This is a genomic window from Microbispora bryophytorum (assembly GCF_006874465.1).
GTDB classification, from domain to species: Bacteria; Actinomycetota; Actinomycetes; order Streptosporangiales; family Streptosporangiaceae; genus Microbispora; species Microbispora bryophytorum.
The window spans coordinates 60,051-76,550 of record NZ_VIRL01000027.1 but is presented as its reverse complement, the minus strand read 5'-3'; the positions used below and the strand labels follow the sequence as shown (position 1 = coordinate 76,550).

Sequence of the window (16,500 nt, the reverse complement as noted above, 5' to 3'; positions counted from 1 at the left end):
GCCTCAGAAGCCGAACGCCGCGCCGCCCTTGACCCCTGGCTACACATGTACAACCATCACCGCGGACACACCGCGCTGAAAGGCCAGCCACCCATCAGCCGCGTCACCAACCTCCCAGGGCAGTACACCTAGAGCGTGTCTGACAATTCGGCGTTGCGGAGCCAGAGCATCAGGCAGCCGATGGTGACGCCGGCGAGGTAGCGGCTGGCGAGCTTGTCGAAGCGGGTGGCGATGGCCCGCCACTACTTGAGCTTGCCGAAGCAGCGTTCGACCAGGTTGCGCTGCTTGTACGTCTCGGCGTCGAAGGCGTGGGGGCGGCCTCCGCGGCTGCCCTTGCGCTTGCGGTTGGCGATCTGGTCCCTGCGCTCGGGGATGACGGCCTTGATACCGCGTGAGCGCAGGTAGGTGCGGATTTTCCGGGAGGAGTAGCCCTTGTCGCCGATCAGGCGATCAGGGCGGGTGCGCGGTCGTCCCGGCCCGCGTCGCGGGAGCCGTAGCTTGGCCATCACCGCCTCGAAGGCGGAGCAGTCGACGACGTTGCCCGCGGTCAGGTGCAGGGCCATGGGCAGGCCGCGGGCCTCGGTGATCAGGTGGAGTTTGGTGGTCAGTCCTCCCCGGGACCGTCCAAGCGCCTGCCGTCTTTGCGACTGCTTCGTATCGATCGTCCCGCCGTCGTCCCCCTTTTACGGGCGCCGGCCGCGTGCTGGTGCGCCCGGGAGATGGTCGAGTCGACGCTGAAGGTCCACTCCACCCGGCCGACCGAGTCGTCCTTGACCTGCATCTCCTCCAGCAGACGCGCCCAGGTGCCGTCCTGGTCCCAGCGCTTGAACCGCTCATAACAGGTCTGCCAGGGGCCGTACCGCTCGGGGATGTCGCGCCACGGCGCGCCGGTCCGCAGCCGCCACAAGATGCCGTCGATGACCTGCCGGTGATCGCGCCACGGACGGCCCTTACCGTCCGTGGCGGGCAGTAACGGCTCGATCCGCTGCCAGGCCTTGTCGGTCAGCTCACCACGTCTCACCACGAACGATCATCTAACCGCACCAGCCGTGATCAATTGTCAGACAGGCTCTAGGTGAACCGAGTGATGTGCTGCCGATTCGCAGCGTTGGGGGCTGCTTCAAGGGATCGGTCGATCGGAGGAAAAGTCACGGCGGCACGCACCTCATCCCCGTCTGCCCCCTCAGGGGCTTTGGGCAGGTGGAAGGCCAGGCCGGATACCCGGCCTGCCTGGATCACGGGCCCGTGTTGCACTCCCCCAGTGATCACGTTGTGCACCTCTCTCAAGGGCCATGCCTTCGGCATATCCCCCGCTGTCAGCAGGCGTCGCAGGTCCTCGGCGAGGGCAGGCTCAGCCTGGAGCAGCTCCTGCAGCCGGGCGCGCCATTCACCTTCGACAGCCGCCAAGAGCTGCCCGTCTCGCGATCCGCCAACCTGCAGCAACTCAGCGCGAGAAACATCGAGGTCGTGCGCCACCTGTTCGGTCGCCCTTCCTCGGGCGAGCATCCGGGCGATGCCGTCCTTCACCTCCGTCCACGCATCGGAGACCATGAGGCCGACCAGCGTCGCCGCCCCCGAACTCGCCAGTGCCATCAGCTCAGCCTCCACCACTGGCCCCCTACCTGCTTATCGCGGTCCATCGGCGGGTTCATCGATCCGGCTCATCGTCCGGTGGGGCAGACGGGGGATCGAAGTCGTCGAAGAGAGAAGCAGTGGGTATGTCGAATCGGTTGTTGAGCTCGTCGGCCACATCCTGCCTGCCGTTCTTGCGTAAGACGTCGGATATCTGCCGGGAAAGGAGCGCTCGTTCGGGATCGCCTTCTGAGAGGTCCATCGACAGAAGAAAGGCACCGAAGTGGTCGGCAGGCGTCCGGGGTGCCGATGTGGGTGGATCCGCTTCCCCGTTCATCAAATAGGGCTCCGATTCAGTGGCCCGCTCCCCGTTCACCGGCCCTGAGACCAGGTGCAGGAACGGCTCGGGTACGTGCGCGTTGTTCGCAGCAGAGGAGAGCTGAGCGAGCAGCCCGATGTCCTTCACGGTCTTCTCGACGTGATCGTCGTTCTTGGCGAGCCACCAGACCACCGCGCTGCCGGGGTCCTTCAGCACGTTCTCGCTCAGGTACGCACGTCTGCTCTGCTGATACCTCATCTCGTGCTCCCAGACGGCGTTCTCCTTGCGCGTGGAGGCGAGCTTGGCGAGCCGTTCGCGATCGTCCTCCGAGAGCGTGAGGGTGACCGATTCGGCCATCACGCGAAGGCAGCCCGTGTCGTCCGGCTCCATCCGGCCCAACGCCCCGCTGAGCTCATGCTGAACGAGTGACGCGCGGCCAGGTGGCCTGTTCTCCGTGATCCTCCGCGCACGTGTCAGGATGGTCTCCACCGCGAGAGCCTCGGCGTTGACGAATGACTCGTCCGTTCCTACGCCGGTCGGTGACCAGCGAACCGTGGCGGAGAACACGAAGTCGTAGTCCTCCCAGGCGCTCGGCAGGGCAACCTCGACGATGCGGTGCTCTCTATGCTCCACGGGTGGGACCGGCGGCGGAACGGCGTACGTCACCGACGGCTCGGCATGACGGCGCATCATCTTCGCGATGGCCAAGCAGACCACGCCCAGCGCCACGAGTAGGAGGGCTCCGAGCCACAGCGGCTGGGGAGCGAAGAGGATGAGGGCGACGAGGATCAGTCCAGAGAAGACGACGAGGTAAATCGTCACGGTTGTACGGCCAGAAGTCATGGGATGCCTTCCTGCATATGTCACGAGGGCTGAGCTCACGCCACCTGAACACCTTGGACAATGTTGATCTTTTGCAGCACGCGGTCACGAAACCGCACGTCGGACTCATCCGGAGGAGGCAGGGAACGTTCCAGCTCACTGGCCATGACGTACAGCCGGGCCAGGACGTCCGTACGCCGGGCGCCGCCGTCGATCAGCACATCGAGAAGCGCGTCCTGGTACGGCCCTCCTGCGCCGGCAGCAAGGAGCCATCGCCTGGCCGCAGGACTCCACGTATCCTCGGGCCGTCGCCCGAAGACCACGTCCCAGCCATTCGTCAACTGCTTCCGTACGGCTTCCTGGGTGACGAGGCTCCTGCTCCCGCCCTTTGTAGCAGTCAGCAGGCCCGGGTCGGCCAGCTCCAGGAAGAGGTCGGGATCGGCCTTGTAGGTGCTGTTGCCACTGAACTGATAGTCGAGCCGGTCGAACATCAGCCGGAGAAGACGCCGGTCCGCACGTACGAGCCGGGTGAGAGCGTCGCGCGCCCGTGTGGTCCCCTGCCCTTCCCGCCTCGCCATGTGGTGCAGGCGGACCACCGCTTCGTGGGGATGATGCACAGCCATCACCTCGGTGCAGAGCGAGATGATTACCTCGGTGAGCGCGGCGGATAGATTGGTTCTGATGGACCACTCGTAGATCTGACGCCGGAAGAACCAGCCCTGACGCTGGTCCTGCAGGCCCTTCGTCAGAAGCTGAACCGCTGCTCGCGTCCCGGCTCGTTTCGCCTCGTTCTCCGTCCACGTGAGCACCAAGGGAACGAGCATCTGCCTGTAGCGGTCCTGCAGGCACAACTCCGTGAAGCGCTTGACCAGCTCGTCTCGATCCGCCTCTGTGAGCTCCGTCGACATGACGGTCGCCCCGACCCACTCACGTAGGCCCGCCCGCAGCTCCGGCAACTGCGTCCAGGAGTACACCCGGACGGCCCTGTCGAACTCCAGGACCTTGAACCGTACGCAGCCCTTCCCGTCCCGTTCTGCGCCGATCTCGCGGAACCGCTCGACGAGGCCCGTATGCTGCAGCACCGGGAGGTCTTCCTCCGGATGGCGCAACGTGGCCAGCAGCGAGACGGCCGCGTTGTGGACGGCGTCAGCGTGCGCACCATGCAGCATGGCGGTGGCGAGCAGCAAAGCACGCAACGATCCATCCTGCAGTTCGCGGAGGCTATCTGCTACTTCTGCCTCCCGCCCGCCCAGCGCGGCGTACGCCTCCTGACACCAGGCGGCGTAATCCCCTGCTCCCCCGGCCTTCGCCGCTCGCGCGTCGACGACAAGCCCCGCGAAGCGAGCGATGTCCTCCATCGGCGGGCGCCGCCCGAGGAACGCCGTAACCACAGCGGGCGCGGGCTGCTTGATCACTTCAGGGGCAAGGCCGTTCAGGCGCAGGTAACGCCGCAGCACCGCCAACTCCTGCGGACGACCGATCACTACCCGATACGGCGCGAGCGCCGGCACCAGGCGTGTGGTTCTCTCGTATGGGAGCACGACGACGAGACGGGCCTGGTGCCTGTAGACCTCGGCCCGCACGGAGTGAAGCTCTTCGTGAGCCCTCATCCAGACTTTCTCCTCGACCTCGGACAGGTCGAGCAGCAACAGGGTGTCATCGGCGATGCCGTCGAGAGCGAGGAGGGGGCTGCTCTCGTCATCGTTCAGCGGCAACTCCCGGAACGTGTCCTCGCCCGTGCGCAGCTCATGCAACAGCATCTGCGCGGCCGCCACCCGGCCGCTGCCCGGTGCCCCGTCGAGCAGAACGGTTCTCTGCGAGGCAAGGATTTCCCGTGCCTGGCCGAACCTGGGAGGAGGGACGAAGTTCCTGCGCAGCCACAGCAGGTAATCCGCCGCGAAGCTCCTGAACGATTGCCCTCCGCGGTCCGCGAGCGTCTCGAAGTAGTAGTTGTTAACGTGCAGGTCCCCCGGGCCCATATGCATCTGCGCGTGACGGCTGTAGACGGAATGCTGGAACCAGTCGCTCAACGCTCGTCCTCATTCTTGTCCGAGCCGCCGAGCGTGTGACGAATTCCCCCCTCGTTGTTCCCTTGCACGTAGGTCGCCCCCGGGCCGGAGAAGTGCGGGGAGTTGTTGTACTGGTTCCCCTTGCCCATGTGGATAGGCCCCTGGTTCCCCTTCACGACCGTGCCCACGTCACCGTGGATGTCCCGGCTCTGCACGCCCGTGCCGTGCACGTCCCTCATCTGGTTGTGCACCGTGTCAGGGCGTTCGGCAGTAGTGCGGTCGCGAAGCGCGGGCACCAGTTCGACCAGGGTCTTCGCGATCCGGGTCAGGCCCGACTCTGCATCCTGAAGATCGAGTCGGATGGACTGGTAATCGGCGAGCTGGCCGAGCTCCGCCGGAAGTTCCGAGGACCTGAGCCGTTCGGTTCTACGGCCGTCGAGAACGGGAATGACGGGAATGCTGTGGGCGAGTGCCTCCATGATCTCTCTGCGGACCCAGTCGTTCTCATCCCGCAGCGCGGGAGCACCGGCCCAGTCCGGTCCGATCACGGCGACCAGCGCGGAACAGTTGCGGACGTTGTCGAGCAGTTCCGCGGGATAGGGCGATCCCGGCTTGATGGACTTGGACGCACGGAAGACTTTGTCCTCACCGAAGCGGTGCGACAGCTCTCTGTCGATCACGGCTGCGGTCTTGTCCCCGTCTCCCGTCCGGTAGTTGACGAACACCTCGGGCATCGTGGGTTCTCCTTTCTAGGGCGTGACGATGCGTAGCGCGGTACTGAGCTCAGGGGACAGATCACGCACCTGAGCGTTGCGCGGATGGCGGCCCAGGACGCGGGCGAGCGAACGGAGGTCTGCGGCGATGGTGGCGGAGCTTACGGTGATGACGCCGCCCAATAGGTCACGCGTGAGGGTGCAGGCGTGGTCCACATCGCCTGCGACGGCATAGGCGAGAGCGCGGCGCACCCCGTAACGGACCTTGGTACGAACGGCCTGAGACGCTACCCGCGCCAGCTCTCGATCAAGAATTTCGGCGGCCTCGCGGGGACGCCCCAGATCGTGAAGGCACCAACCGGTGATCATGGCCACCGGATCGGACAGGTTTGTCGTGCCGATGACTGGCCCGTCACCATCCTCGAGCCGTGGTGTCAACAGCGTCCTGGCACGATCCAGGCCGCGCATGCAGGCGTCGTAGTCGCCGTTGATCGCGTGTCCCTGTGCCTCTCGCTGCGCAGCCAGCCCTCGGATCCGCGGCGGTACCTGCTCTTCCTGTGCCTGCTGCGCCAGACCTATGGTCTGGGCGGCATCCTCCCGGTAGAGGGTGACCAGTGCGCGCCGCACCAGCGCATATGCCGCCAGATGCCGCTCGCCACCGGCCGCGGCCAGTTCGACCGCCCGCCGGGTCCACCACAGCGCGCCCTGCTCATTGCCCGTCTCCTGTACGAGCCAACCAACGTACTCCGCGTATCGCGAGCCCAGCTTGAGCAGACCCTGACGTGTAACCGAATCGGCGGTGACGGCAGCTTCCCTGAGCATGTGCGTCTGCGAGATGAGCGCGGGAAGCATAATCGCTGGATTGGCCACCTGTCCCAGTAGGCGGTACTGGTCGAACAGTGACCGAGACACCCTCAGCAGTTCCTCGCTCCCTGCCTTTGAGCCGGTCTCGGTGCCGCCGATGCTCACACCGGCGATAGACGCGACCCCGGCGGCGAGGACCTGTCGTCGGCCCATTGGCTGGAACCAACTCTGACCATCCGCGGATAATTGCATCAGCCACACCTCCTCGTCGGCGCCCTCCGTTGCCCGTACCTCAGCTACCTTGGTCTGCATTGCTGGCGCGAGTTTCACCAGGGCACCCCCGGCGTTGAGCGCGGCGTCGCAGAGGCGGGCGAGGTCCCGACTCGGCACTTTGAGCCCTCGCTCCACCTTGCTGAGCTGACCCTTGCTGTAATGGACCCGATTCGCGAGATCGGTCAAAGTGAGATTTGAGGCGATTCGCAGCCTCCGAAGCTCCTGCCCGAACTGGATCGGCTGTCGCACTGTCTGGACCTCCGTCACTTCCAGGCCGAACAGCCGACTCCCCAAGGTTGCGACAGGAGCGGCCGCTCAGACAAGGCCGGTACCGTTGTTTCCCGTTTCCACTCTCGCAGGGATCTGGAAACAGCGCTATGTGGAAGCGGTGCTCGGTTAGCAGTGCTTACGGGGCGGTGCCATCGATCCCCAACGACGTCACACATGTCGTCCAATTGGAGCCCAACTTAATCAAATCGCTTATGGTTGCGACCTTCTTCGGATAGGAGTTTATGGACAGTTGCATCAACACGGTTAGACACATTCACGCCGTCGATTGAAAGAGGGGCGATGGCGGCGACGATTAGTGAGATTCGAACACCTTGTGTTGTTTGATCAGCAAAGACCGGAAGCGGGGGTATCCCAGTATCAGTGCCACAAGGACGACAGCGGCCCCTACTCTTTAAAACACCCTCTCGACGTCATAGACGGGGATCCGTGGGTGCGCAGCGCCACGGTTGCGGCCTGGATGTCCTCAATGAGGGTGAACCCTATTTGACCGATAGAGCCGCCCTCACACCTATCGCCGCCGCGCACACCACGGGCTGTTTCCTTAGCGGGAACACGAACTCCTGAAGACACCGGACCACCGTTGCACCAGTCAGTCGGTGGCGGGGCTGCCAAGTGTGGCGTATTGAGGAGACAGTATGGCGCCCGCCTGCCTTCCAGCCGGACCGCTTAGTGCGAGGGATCCCTGCAGCCACGCCCGGTTCCCCTGTTCGAACGGGCCGTCGCCGTGGAGTAGGGGTTTCAGTTCTTGCTCGGTGAAAGCGCGGGCTAGCGGCAGGGTGGCCCTGCCGAGGGGGTCGGAGTCGTAGGGGTACGCCCCCCACGCTGCGGCTTCCTCCTCTGTGGGAGTAATCCAGAAGCCGTACAGCAGGGACGAAAGCACCGGGCGGATGTCGTCACCGGCGTGGGAAAGCGAAAGCGCCGAGCAGAAGGCGTAGATCGCAGCGCGGTAGACATCGAATCCCCACGCGGAGACAGGCGCATTGGACTTCTCAAGCACCGCCTCGATTCGTCCTGACTCCGGCGTACGGCTGAAGCCGGACACGATGGCGTGGTCTGCCATGCAAAACGTCTCCACGATGTATGGCACGTCGGGTACTCGCCACCGCACTCCTGGCTCGGCAACGGTGTTGTACATATACGCGGTGATGAACTCTGAGTCGGTCCAGCCGGATGCGCGCGGCTCGTGTCCCCAGAAGAAAGTCTGAGGCGCGGGCAAATCGGCGGACGTCAGGACCGAGTGCAGGGCGCCGATCATCCGTCCGGTCCAGCCGGCATCGACAAGGCCTGTGCTCCCCGAGGCGATGCCTTCCTGGATGGCGTAGTCGCGTACGAGTTGCCGCATCTGCTCGATACGCGGCCGCATCGCCTCCGCTACCTCAGGCATCGCCACGAACCGCCGCAACGCCGCATTCTGCTCTGGGTCGTCGGCTCGGGCCGACGGCGAGAGCGAGGCGCCTGCGGCGGCCAGTGTTCCCGTGAATTTCTCGATGTCGAGGCCGAGGCGAGCGCATACGTCGGCCGCGTTGGAGCGCATGAAGCTGTTGAACAGCCAGTCGGCCTTCTCCAACCCGTAGGGGTCGGAGGCAGCCAGGCTCCACGTGCGACGACTGCTGTACACGTAGCTCATGGGGAGCCGGATCCCTAGCCGAGGAGCCAGGCGCGTGGCGATCTCGGAGAAGACCTGGGCATCGCGGGACAGAAAGCACAACCGGTGCAAGTGGCGGTCCTGTGCCGTGCGGAGCAGCCAGATCACGTAGCCGACCAGGACAGGCGCGGCGACTCCGGTGGCGATGTCTCGGATCGCTCTTTCACGTGGCGTGGACACGGGGACGGCGGCGCGGGCCCGCGCCGAGGCCACAGCCATGGCGGCGGCGAGCCCGTCGTGCCCGGCCAGGTTCTGCTCGTAGCGCGTAGATTCCACTGCTTCTCCTTTTGCCCTGCCGCTCAGAGCCACATCCGCAGGTCACCACGATGTGAGCCAGAGCCCGACCTCGTCGTCGGTGCGGGCGCCACAATCGCGGCAGATCTGTTCGGCCCGCCGCCGCAGATCACGCCATGTTTCCTCATCACCCATCGCCTGATGGACCGCCGCCTCCTCGGCCATCGTTCGACCGGCCCAGGCACGGTCGCCGAGTGACTCGTAGATCGTCCGCGACTCCTGGTAGGCCTCGATAGCCTGCTTCCAATGCCGCTGTCCGGTATGGAAGAGGCCGAAGGTACGCAGGACACGGGCTTGGCCGGGGCAATCGTCGATCTCCTGCAGGATTTCGGATGCGGCTTTCAGGTGGGCGTCCGCCTCCTCCCACCGCGCAGCATGTCGGATCGTGTCGGCAATGCTCATTCGTGAGCGGGCCTGCCAGCGGCGATCCTCGAGTTCTTGAAAGCGAGCCAGGGCGTCCTCCAGGCACTCCAGCGCCGCCTTGTAGTCACCGGCGCGCCGGTAAGCGTCCCCCTTGTTGCGGAGGACGACGGCGACGCCACGCCGGTCTACCAGCTCCTCGAAGATTTCCTGTGCCTCGTTCAGCGCCTTGATCGCTTGTTTGGTACGGCCCATGTTGCGCCACAGGACCCCGAGTTGGCGCAGCGTTCGCGCTTCCCAGCGGCGATCACCGGACTCGCGGATCACGCCGAGGCCGTTGAGGTAGAGGCGCTCTGCCTCCCCGTACAGGCACTGATCCCGGTAGACAATGCCGAACCGTACTCGGGCGCGAGCGGACTCCAGCCGGTCACCTAGCTGGTCGAAGATCTGGATGCACTCAGTGAAGCTGTCGATCGCTTCCTGCCACTTGCTCTGTCCGCGTTGGAGGTCTCCAAGGCCGTTGAGCGCCCAGGCGATGTACCGCGGGATGTCGCGTCGGCGGAACACGTTTAATGCCTGTGTGAAGCAGCGCACCCCCTGATCGAGGCTGCCTGTGTAGCGATAAGTGTCACCGAGCACGCTCAGCGCGATCGCACCTCTGAGCTCATCGCCGATCTCCTCGGCGATCTCGGCCGATGCGCGCAGATGCTGTTCGGCGAAGGTGTAGTCGCCCTGCGCTCGGTGGATCGCACCCATCTGGCAGCGGATCTCGGCTTCGCCCTCGCGGCTGCCGTCTCGCTGCGCGGCATCCAGTCCGATCAGGTGCACACGCACCCAGGTGGACCAGTCGGACGGCCAGAGCGATGTGACGGGAAGCGCCCTGGTCAGTCGCCAGGCATGCCGCCATAGCTCCGTCTCACCGGCAAGTTCGACACCGAGAAGGAATGTCGTCTCGTGGGTGAGGAAGTACTCGCGGGGATCGCGGTGGATCGCTCGAAGCAGCGCCGGGTCCACATGCGCGGGCTCGCCGTACCCGCCGGGTTCGAGCAGCACCGAGACGTTGGTTGCCAGTGCGATGTAAAGCTCCAGCAGCCGGGCCAGCGCCTTCTCGCGGTCCGCCTCGCTCTCCTCTTCGGCGAGTCGCTCGCGAGCATAAACACGCAGCAGGTCATGGAAGCGGTAGCGCCGGATTCCCGTCTGGTCCTCGCCGCCGATCTCGATCAGTTCGGCGTCGACAAGGCGTTCCAGCATCTCCTCGGCTGCCTGCAGGGATACGCCAGCCAGCGCAGCCAGTGTCCAGGCGGAGAAATCAGCGGCCTTCAAGACGCCGAGCAACCGGAACGCTCGTCGGAGTTCCTCGTCGCATCCCTGGTAGCTCAGTGCGAAGTTGGCACGCACCTCCAGATCACCGACTTTGAGCAGGTCCAATCGGTGCTGCTCGTCACGGAGTCGTGCGGCGAAGCCGGCCAGCCGGTCGGTCTGCCGGGATGCCAGCCGGGCCCCTGCGATGCGGAGCGCGAGTGGAAGGCGTCCGCACAGTCGAACGATCTCACTCGCGGCCTCGGGTTCCGCGGCCACCCGCGCCCTACCGACGATGTGCCGGAGCAGATCCAGGGCCTGTTCGACGGTCATCACGTCCAGGGAGTGGATATGCGCTCCGGATAGCGCAGCCAACCGGGACCGGCTCGTAATCAGGACGGCACAGCTCGGGCTTCCCGGGAGCAGTGGACGTATCTGCTGTTCGTTGAGCGCATTATCCAGCAAGAGAAAAATCCGCCGGTCGGCAAGCTGAGCGCGATACATCCGCGCCCGGTCCTCCAGGTGCTCAGGAATGCTCGCCGAGTCGATGCCCAGTTCGCGGAGGAACCGGCTGAGGACCTCCGCGGGGTCAAGGACTTGAGCTTCGGCACCGCGGAGGTTCACATACAGCTGCCCATCAGGGAACTGGTTGCGGATCCGGTGCGCGACGTGCAGCGCGAGCGTGGTCTTGCCGACGCCACCCTTGCCGGAAAGGGCGGTCACAACGACCGCCGTGTCAGCTCTCCGAGAGATGAGCAGCCGCGCGAGTTCGGTGGCGTCCTCTGCCCGGCCAGTGAAGTCCTCGATATCGGGTGGAAGCTGATACAGCCGTCCTGCCTGGGGAAGGTGTGTGCCGTTCGCTGCCGGTAACTCCTGGCGCTGCTTCCCGACCTGGTCCTTCACCTGCCAGAAGGCGATTCCGCCAGACAGCATCGACGCGACTATCGCGAAGATGAACTGCTCCTGCCCCAAGCCGTCGCCGTCGTTGACCCCGGCCACGATGCCCGCGAAGACCGCTATCGCGGTCACCAGGGCGGCGATAAAAGGTATGACATGCCGGAAACGCTGCGTCGAAGTCAACGTGCCGACCTCTCATGGCCGGTATTGCCAGCGGATCGAGTCACGTGGGTTCGGCTCTCTAGTCGATCTCTGGTCTCCCCGCATCTTACGGATGCTCGACCTGATATCAACAGGACTTACCACTTCCGTGTCGATCAACGCCGTGGAAGCTGATTTCGGAGACGGATGGGCGATGACCTCGACTCTTCTAATTGGTGCTCCACCATAATTGAGGAATCGGGTTGCGATTTAGCCTGATCGCATCTGCGCCGCCTAGTACTCCAGTGACACTTCGGGATCTTGAGGGGTCGAGGTCACATGGCGACGGCCACCGCGTGATCACTCGTGGTTGGTGAAGACAACAAAGATCGTGCGGTGGCCGCGAGCCACAGCGTAGATCCTGATGGCTGGATGGTCGCCTTCAACGAGCTGATGACCCGGATCGGCGGCCGGTTCGGCCGCGTCGAGCCCCGCCGGGCGCGACCGCGTACGTGCGCGGTCTGCTGGCCGACCTCGACCGTAAGAACTGCTGGACCCTGGCCGAGCATGCCGGGCTGGCCGGGCCGCAGCGGTTGCTGCGTACCGCCCGGTGGGACGCCGACGCCGTGCGCGAAGACGTGTGGCCGGGTCGAGAACTGCCAGGTCAGGGTATTCCTGGCGGCCCTGGCCCAGCAGAGACGGGTCGAAGAACTCCGGCAGCCCTTCCTCGGCGAGCTCCCCCGTCGCCAGGTCGACGCGGTGCCCCTGCGGCTCCCAGTCGTTGTGCCGGTGTGCCACCAGAAGTCCCGGCCGTCGTGGAACCTGTGGCCGTCGGGCCGACCCGCCGCTCGTCGGGGCCGAGGGCCTGGTGCCCCCTGAACCGCCGACCGTCCGCCGTCCTGACGCTCACCCGCCCATCCTCGGACACCTCCTCCAGCAGCCCGGCCCGCCCCTCCACGCGGAACCACCAGGTGCCGCAGGCAGGCCCGCCACCAGGGGTCGGGCCACACCCGGCGAGGAGCCCGACAGGCACCGGCAGCCCGTTCAGCATCCATGACTCCACGGTGGCGCGGCACTCCTTTTCGTGCCCGTCCAGGTGCTCAAGCAGCGCCGCGAACTGCTCACCGACCGGGCTGGACCGCACGGCCCTGGGCACGGACGCCAGCATCTGGCCGCCGGTCTTCCTGCAGCGCAGGGTCATCCCGTCCAGCGCCGGCTCCTGGCCGCGGACGGCGCGGACTCACGTGAGGGGAATCGTCATGGCGACGACTATGTCGGCGGGCACCGACAATCGTCCCGGTCTCGAACCCCGGAGGGTGCTTGATTACGGTTTGGTGTCGCGCGACCGAATGATCTTGACGTGGGAGCACCCATGAGACGTTATTAGAACGCATGTTCCCATCCCGGCAGGAGGCTCTCGTGTCCCCATCCCTGGTTCGCCGATTAGCCGCTTACTGCGGCGCCGCCGGCCTGATCACGGGCCTGCTCACCGTCACGGCCCCCGCCGCCTCGGCGGCCGGCACCACCACCGACCTCGGGGTCACCGACTCCTACACCGCCGACCTGGCCGTCGGCGGCGGCCGGGTGTTCGTTCCCGCTGGCGACCGCATCATCGTGGCCGGCACTGACGGAAACCTCACCGGCGGTGTCGTCACCGGCCTGCCCGGCGTCCAAGAGCTGGCCGTGAACGCGGACGGCACCCGCCTGTACGCGGCTCTCACCGGCTCGAACGAGGTCGCCGAGATCGACACCACGAGCCTCGCCGTCACCCGCCGGATCGACCTGTCGGCCCACCCCTGCCCGTCCACCCTGGCGTTGCTGGGCGAGCGGTTGTGGGTGGGGCACGGATGCGACAACGGCCCCGGCGGCGTCGTCGGCCTGGATCTCAGCGCGAGCGCCCCGGCGCCCGTGGCGCTCGGGGGCGAGCACCTGCGGCCTCCCGTGCTCGCGGCCGCCGGCGACACGCTCGTGGTCGGCCAGACCGCCCTGCACCACGCCGACATACTGGTCTACGACCTCGGCGACGGCGCCCCCGCGCTGCGCGGCACGATCGACGGCGAGGAGTGGCGCATCGACTCCCTGCGCGACCTCACCCTGAGCTCCGACGGCGGCACCCTGTTCAGCGCGGCCGACACCCCCGGTCACTTCACCAGGTACGACACCAGGACCCTGGCGGCGACCGGCACCTACGGCGACGGCTGGGACGGGTACCCGTCCGCCGTGGCGCTCGGCTCGGACGGCGCGTACTTCGCGGCCGGACGCCAGTGGGGCAGCACCGACCTCACCCTCTACGACGCGGCGACGGGCGCGGAGCTGTTCGCGGCCGACCAGCCGGACGCCGAACTGCTCCCGGACGGCGTCGCGTTCTCTGGCACGGACGTCTTCGCACTGCTGCGCAGTTCCACGGACCGGCTGCTGCTGTGGCGGGTGACGGGCGTCGCGCTACCGGCCACCAAGCTCACGGTGACGGCCCCCACGGACGCGTACGCCGGCTCGCCGATCACCGTCGAGGGGCGGCTCACCCGCGCCGACGGCGAGGTGCTCGGGCTCAAGCCGCTCACGGTGATCCAGTACCTGCCCGGCTGGACGAAACTGCCGATCACCGGCGTGACGACGCGGCAGGACGGCACGTTCACCTTCCAGGACACGCCCGTCTTCGAGCTGCCGCCGTACATCGGCGAGGTGATCTACTGGGTGTTCTGGGACGGCGACGACGGCCACCGCCGCAGCAGCGCCTCCGTCACCGTGACGGTCAAGCGCGAAGCCATGCTCACCCTGACAGGGCCGCAGTCCGTCGTCGCCGGCACGGCCGTGGAGCTGAGCGGCGTCCTGACGGCGGGCGACAGGCCGCCCTCTCCGGGGTCCACGCTCACCGTGCAGCGCACCCTGTACGTCAAGGGCACCAGCGGTAAGACCGTCAAGCTCCCGCCGGTGAGGGTGAACGCCGACGGCACGTACACGTTCACCGACACGCCCGCCAACGCCGGCAGGTACAGCTACCTCGCGAGCTATGCGGGGGATGGCGGGACCGGACCAGCCCAGGCCACCCATCAGATCATCGTCAAGTGACCCGACGACCGGTGCCCGGCCGCCGGGCCGGGCACCTCGGCCGGGATCCTGTGGTGACTCACCAGGCCCCGCCGACGTGTTCCAGGAGCCATCAGGGTCTACGCTGTGGCTCGCGGCCACCGCACGATCTTTTGGAGTGATCACGCGGTGGCCGTCGCCATGTGACCTCGACCCCTCAAGATCCCGAAGTGTCACTGGAGTACTAGCAGGACAAGACGCGCTGCTGTACTCGGCGGCGATGCCTTCCGGGCCTCCGGCAACGTGACCGCGACAGACCCTGCCACGAATGCCGCGTAGTGCCGGTACGGCAACGCCGACGGCACTCACCATTTACTGTGGCCCGTCCTGCCGAGTCCGTGTCGCGAGTAACCGCCAGGCCGTGTTGAAGGGCCGCGCGGACAGCTCCGGGTGGCCCCTGGGCGGACGCGGGCCGTGGCGGTGCGGGCGGCCGTGTAGGCGGGCGTGGTGGCACGTACCAACCACCGCCCCCATCAGTAGCGGCGGGAGCGGGGAAAGGTGACGCACAAGCCGAGCGCCGGGGGGAAGTAAAGGAGCCTTTCGACCACGGCCTGGGGGCGATGGCGGGGCGGGCTCACTATCAAGTCACAGCCGGCCTGGGGCAGCTAGTCACATCCGCTGAGCACGAGGATGTGGGGCGCGCCCAGAACGCTCTCACGATCCAAAACGTGCTCGCCGCATACGTCCGCAACCGTGACCTCTGTACGGCGCACACTGACCTGTGCGGCCAGCCCAGCAACGCCGAACCACGAAAAAACCCCGCCGATCCGGCTCACCGCTGACGTCCGGGCAGCCCTCGACATCGCCATCACTCTGGCTGCGACTACCCATGAACGAGCCGACCTGACCAATGTCCGCTTCCCGGCCGTCGACCTGGACAGCGCCCTACTCACCGGTGCGGAGCGGAGCGCCATTCTCCAGCCCCTCCTGAGGATGTTGGTCCTGACCTCAGCGGCGCCTACTTGATCGGCGCACACCTGAACGGTGCAGACCTACGATCCGCCGATCTCCGCCGCCCGCGGACATGCGAGGCGCGCACATGAACGGGGCTCGTCTGAGCGATGCCAACCCATTCATTAGCAGCCTCGAAGGCTTTGCTTCGGCTGCTAACCTGCAGGACGCGGATTTACGTGGTGCCGAGCTACGCGACGCGCACCTGGACGCCATGGATTTGGGGCGCGTGAACCTTCGCGGTGCGGACCTGAGTGGTGCGGGTTTGGACGATGCCCATCTGGAAGGAGCTCATATGGAGGGCGCCCGCCTGGCCGGTGCCTATCTACGCACCGCATTTTTACATGGCGCGCACCTGAACGGCGCACATCTGGAGGGCGCTCGCCTGGGGGTGCCGATTTGACGGGCACGGACCTACGGAATGTCATGGGAATGACACCCCAGGAGATCCAAGCCGTCGCCTCCACCGACGCAACCACGCTCTTCTGACCAAACCGAACCGGCCATGACACGCGGGTAAGCGGACCGGCAGGAGACCGAGCGGCTTCGCCGCTCCAGCCGATGACGCCAGCGACAGCTGGGCGCTGCGGGCCCCTGACCGAGATGCGCGAGCGGGCGAGGCCGGAGGGCCTGGCAGGTCACCTGCTGCCCGCCTATCACAGCGTCACATCAGCGAAGTCGACAGACGAGGGTGGCTGCTTGGGGCGATCGCATGGCCGACAGCTGTGGTGCTCGCCCTGTGCGTGATCACAGCGCGGCATGGGACGCCATGGATCAGCTTTTGGCCCGTCTCAGAAAAGTCGGTTATCCGGAGGGACAAATCGACACCGAGGCTGAGGCGGCCGCGCAGGCGGCTCGGGTCGAGGAACTTGCGGAGCGCGCAGCCGCCGAGGACAGGGACGAGCAGCGACGCTAATGCTGTGGTCTGACAGCTGGGCCGACCAGCAACGCTGCCTGCGCGCGCTCAGACAGTACGGCTGGCACGCAACCGCCGGCCGCGACTTCGCCGCGCAGGTGTCCGGC

At 66.3% G+C, this 16,500-nt stretch carries 10 protein-coding genes and 3 pseudogenes; 5 read left to right on the top strand and 8 right to left on the bottom strand.

Annotated elements, in window-relative coordinates; genetic code table 11:
* Positions 1-132 (top strand): integrase core domain-containing protein (locus tag FLX07_RS32840; protein ID WP_142571880.1); only part of this gene is annotated, 132 nt, incomplete at its 5' end.
* On the opposite strand, the pseudogene FLX07_RS32835 reads toward FLX07_RS32840, so the two are convergent.
* The 8 genes and pseudogenes from FLX07_RS32835 to FLX07_RS32800 all read right to left on the bottom strand — a co-directional run bounded on the left by FLX07_RS32835 (position 129) and on the right by FLX07_RS32800 (position 11,481).
* Positions 129-1,021, bottom strand: a pseudogene (locus FLX07_RS32835) (IS5 family transposase). The gene FLX07_RS32840 and the pseudogene FLX07_RS32835 sit on opposite strands and share 4 nt — an antisense overlap.
* 50 nt (positions 1,022-1,071) lie before the next feature.
* Positions 1,072-1,608 (bottom strand): hypothetical protein, encoded by a 537-nt coding sequence (locus FLX07_RS32830; RefSeq protein WP_189105094.1) that lies wholly within the window; start codon positions 1,606-1,608, stop codon positions 1,072-1,074.
* A gap of 40 nt (positions 1,609-1,648) precedes the next feature.
* Positions 1,649-2,713: a hypothetical protein gene (locus FLX07_RS37255; RefSeq protein ID WP_208762512.1), complete on the bottom strand. Its 1,065-nt coding sequence runs from the start codon at positions 2,711-2,713 to the stop codon at positions 1,649-1,651.
* A gap of 56 nt (positions 2,714-2,769) precedes the next feature.
* Entirely contained in the window at positions 2,770-4,743 is a 1,974-nt protein-coding gene (locus FLX07_RS32820) for a hypothetical protein (RefSeq protein WP_142575575.1), read from the bottom strand.
* Positions 4,740-5,456 (bottom strand): toll/interleukin-1 receptor domain-containing protein, encoded by a 717-nt coding sequence (locus FLX07_RS32815; protein ID WP_142575574.1) that lies wholly within the window; start codon positions 5,454-5,456, stop codon positions 4,740-4,742. Before FLX07_RS32815 ends, FLX07_RS32820 begins: the two co-directional genes overlap by 4 nt.
* Positions 5,457-5,471: 15 nt before the next feature.
* A complete protein-coding gene (locus FLX07_RS32810) occupies positions 5,472-6,761 on the bottom strand; it encodes a helix-turn-helix domain-containing protein (RefSeq protein ID WP_142575573.1) in 1,290 nt (429 codons plus the stop codon).
* A gap of 631 nt (positions 6,762-7,392) precedes the next feature.
* Complete coding sequence (locus tag FLX07_RS32805) at positions 7,393-8,724, bottom strand: hypothetical protein (RefSeq protein ID WP_142575572.1); 1,332 nt, start codon at positions 8,722-8,724, stop codon at positions 7,393-7,395.
* Between the two features lie 42 nt (positions 8,725-8,766).
* Entirely contained in the window at positions 8,767-11,481 is a 2,715-nt protein-coding gene (locus FLX07_RS32800; protein WP_142575571.1) for an ATP-binding protein, read from the bottom strand.
* Positions 11,482-11,892: 411 nt separating this feature from the next.
* Here FLX07_RS32800 and FLX07_RS38140 point away from each other — a divergent pair.
* The 4 genes and pseudogenes from FLX07_RS38140 to FLX07_RS32785 all read left to right on the top strand — a co-directional run.
* Positions 11,893-12,120, top strand: a pseudogene (locus FLX07_RS38140) (transposase); the annotation flags it as partial.
* Between the two features lie 738 nt (positions 12,121-12,858).
* On the top strand, positions 12,859-14,508 hold the full coding sequence (locus FLX07_RS32795; RefSeq protein WP_142575570.1) for a hypothetical protein: 1,650 nt from the start codon (positions 12,859-12,861) through the stop codon (positions 14,506-14,508).
* Between the two features lie 968 nt (positions 14,509-15,476).
* Positions 15,477-15,569: pseudogene (locus FLX07_RS38950) on the top strand (pentapeptide repeat-containing protein); the annotation flags it as partial.
* On the top strand, positions 15,566-15,880 hold the full coding sequence (locus FLX07_RS32785; protein ID WP_208762511.1) for a pentapeptide repeat-containing protein: 315 nt from the start codon (positions 15,566-15,568) through the stop codon (positions 15,878-15,880). The pseudogene FLX07_RS38950 and the gene FLX07_RS32785, both read left to right, overlap by 4 nt.
* Positions 15,881-16,500: the final 620 nt, after the last annotated feature.

Coding starts and splice junctions, on each gene's coding strand:
- FLX07_RS32815 (WP_142575574.1), bottom strand. CDS start 5,456: ATGCCCGAGGTGTTCGTCAACTACCGGACGGGAGACGGGGACAAGACC.
- FLX07_RS32785 (WP_208762511.1), top strand. CDS start 15,566: ATGAACGGGGCTCGTCTGAGCGATGCCAACCCATTCATTAGCAGCCTC.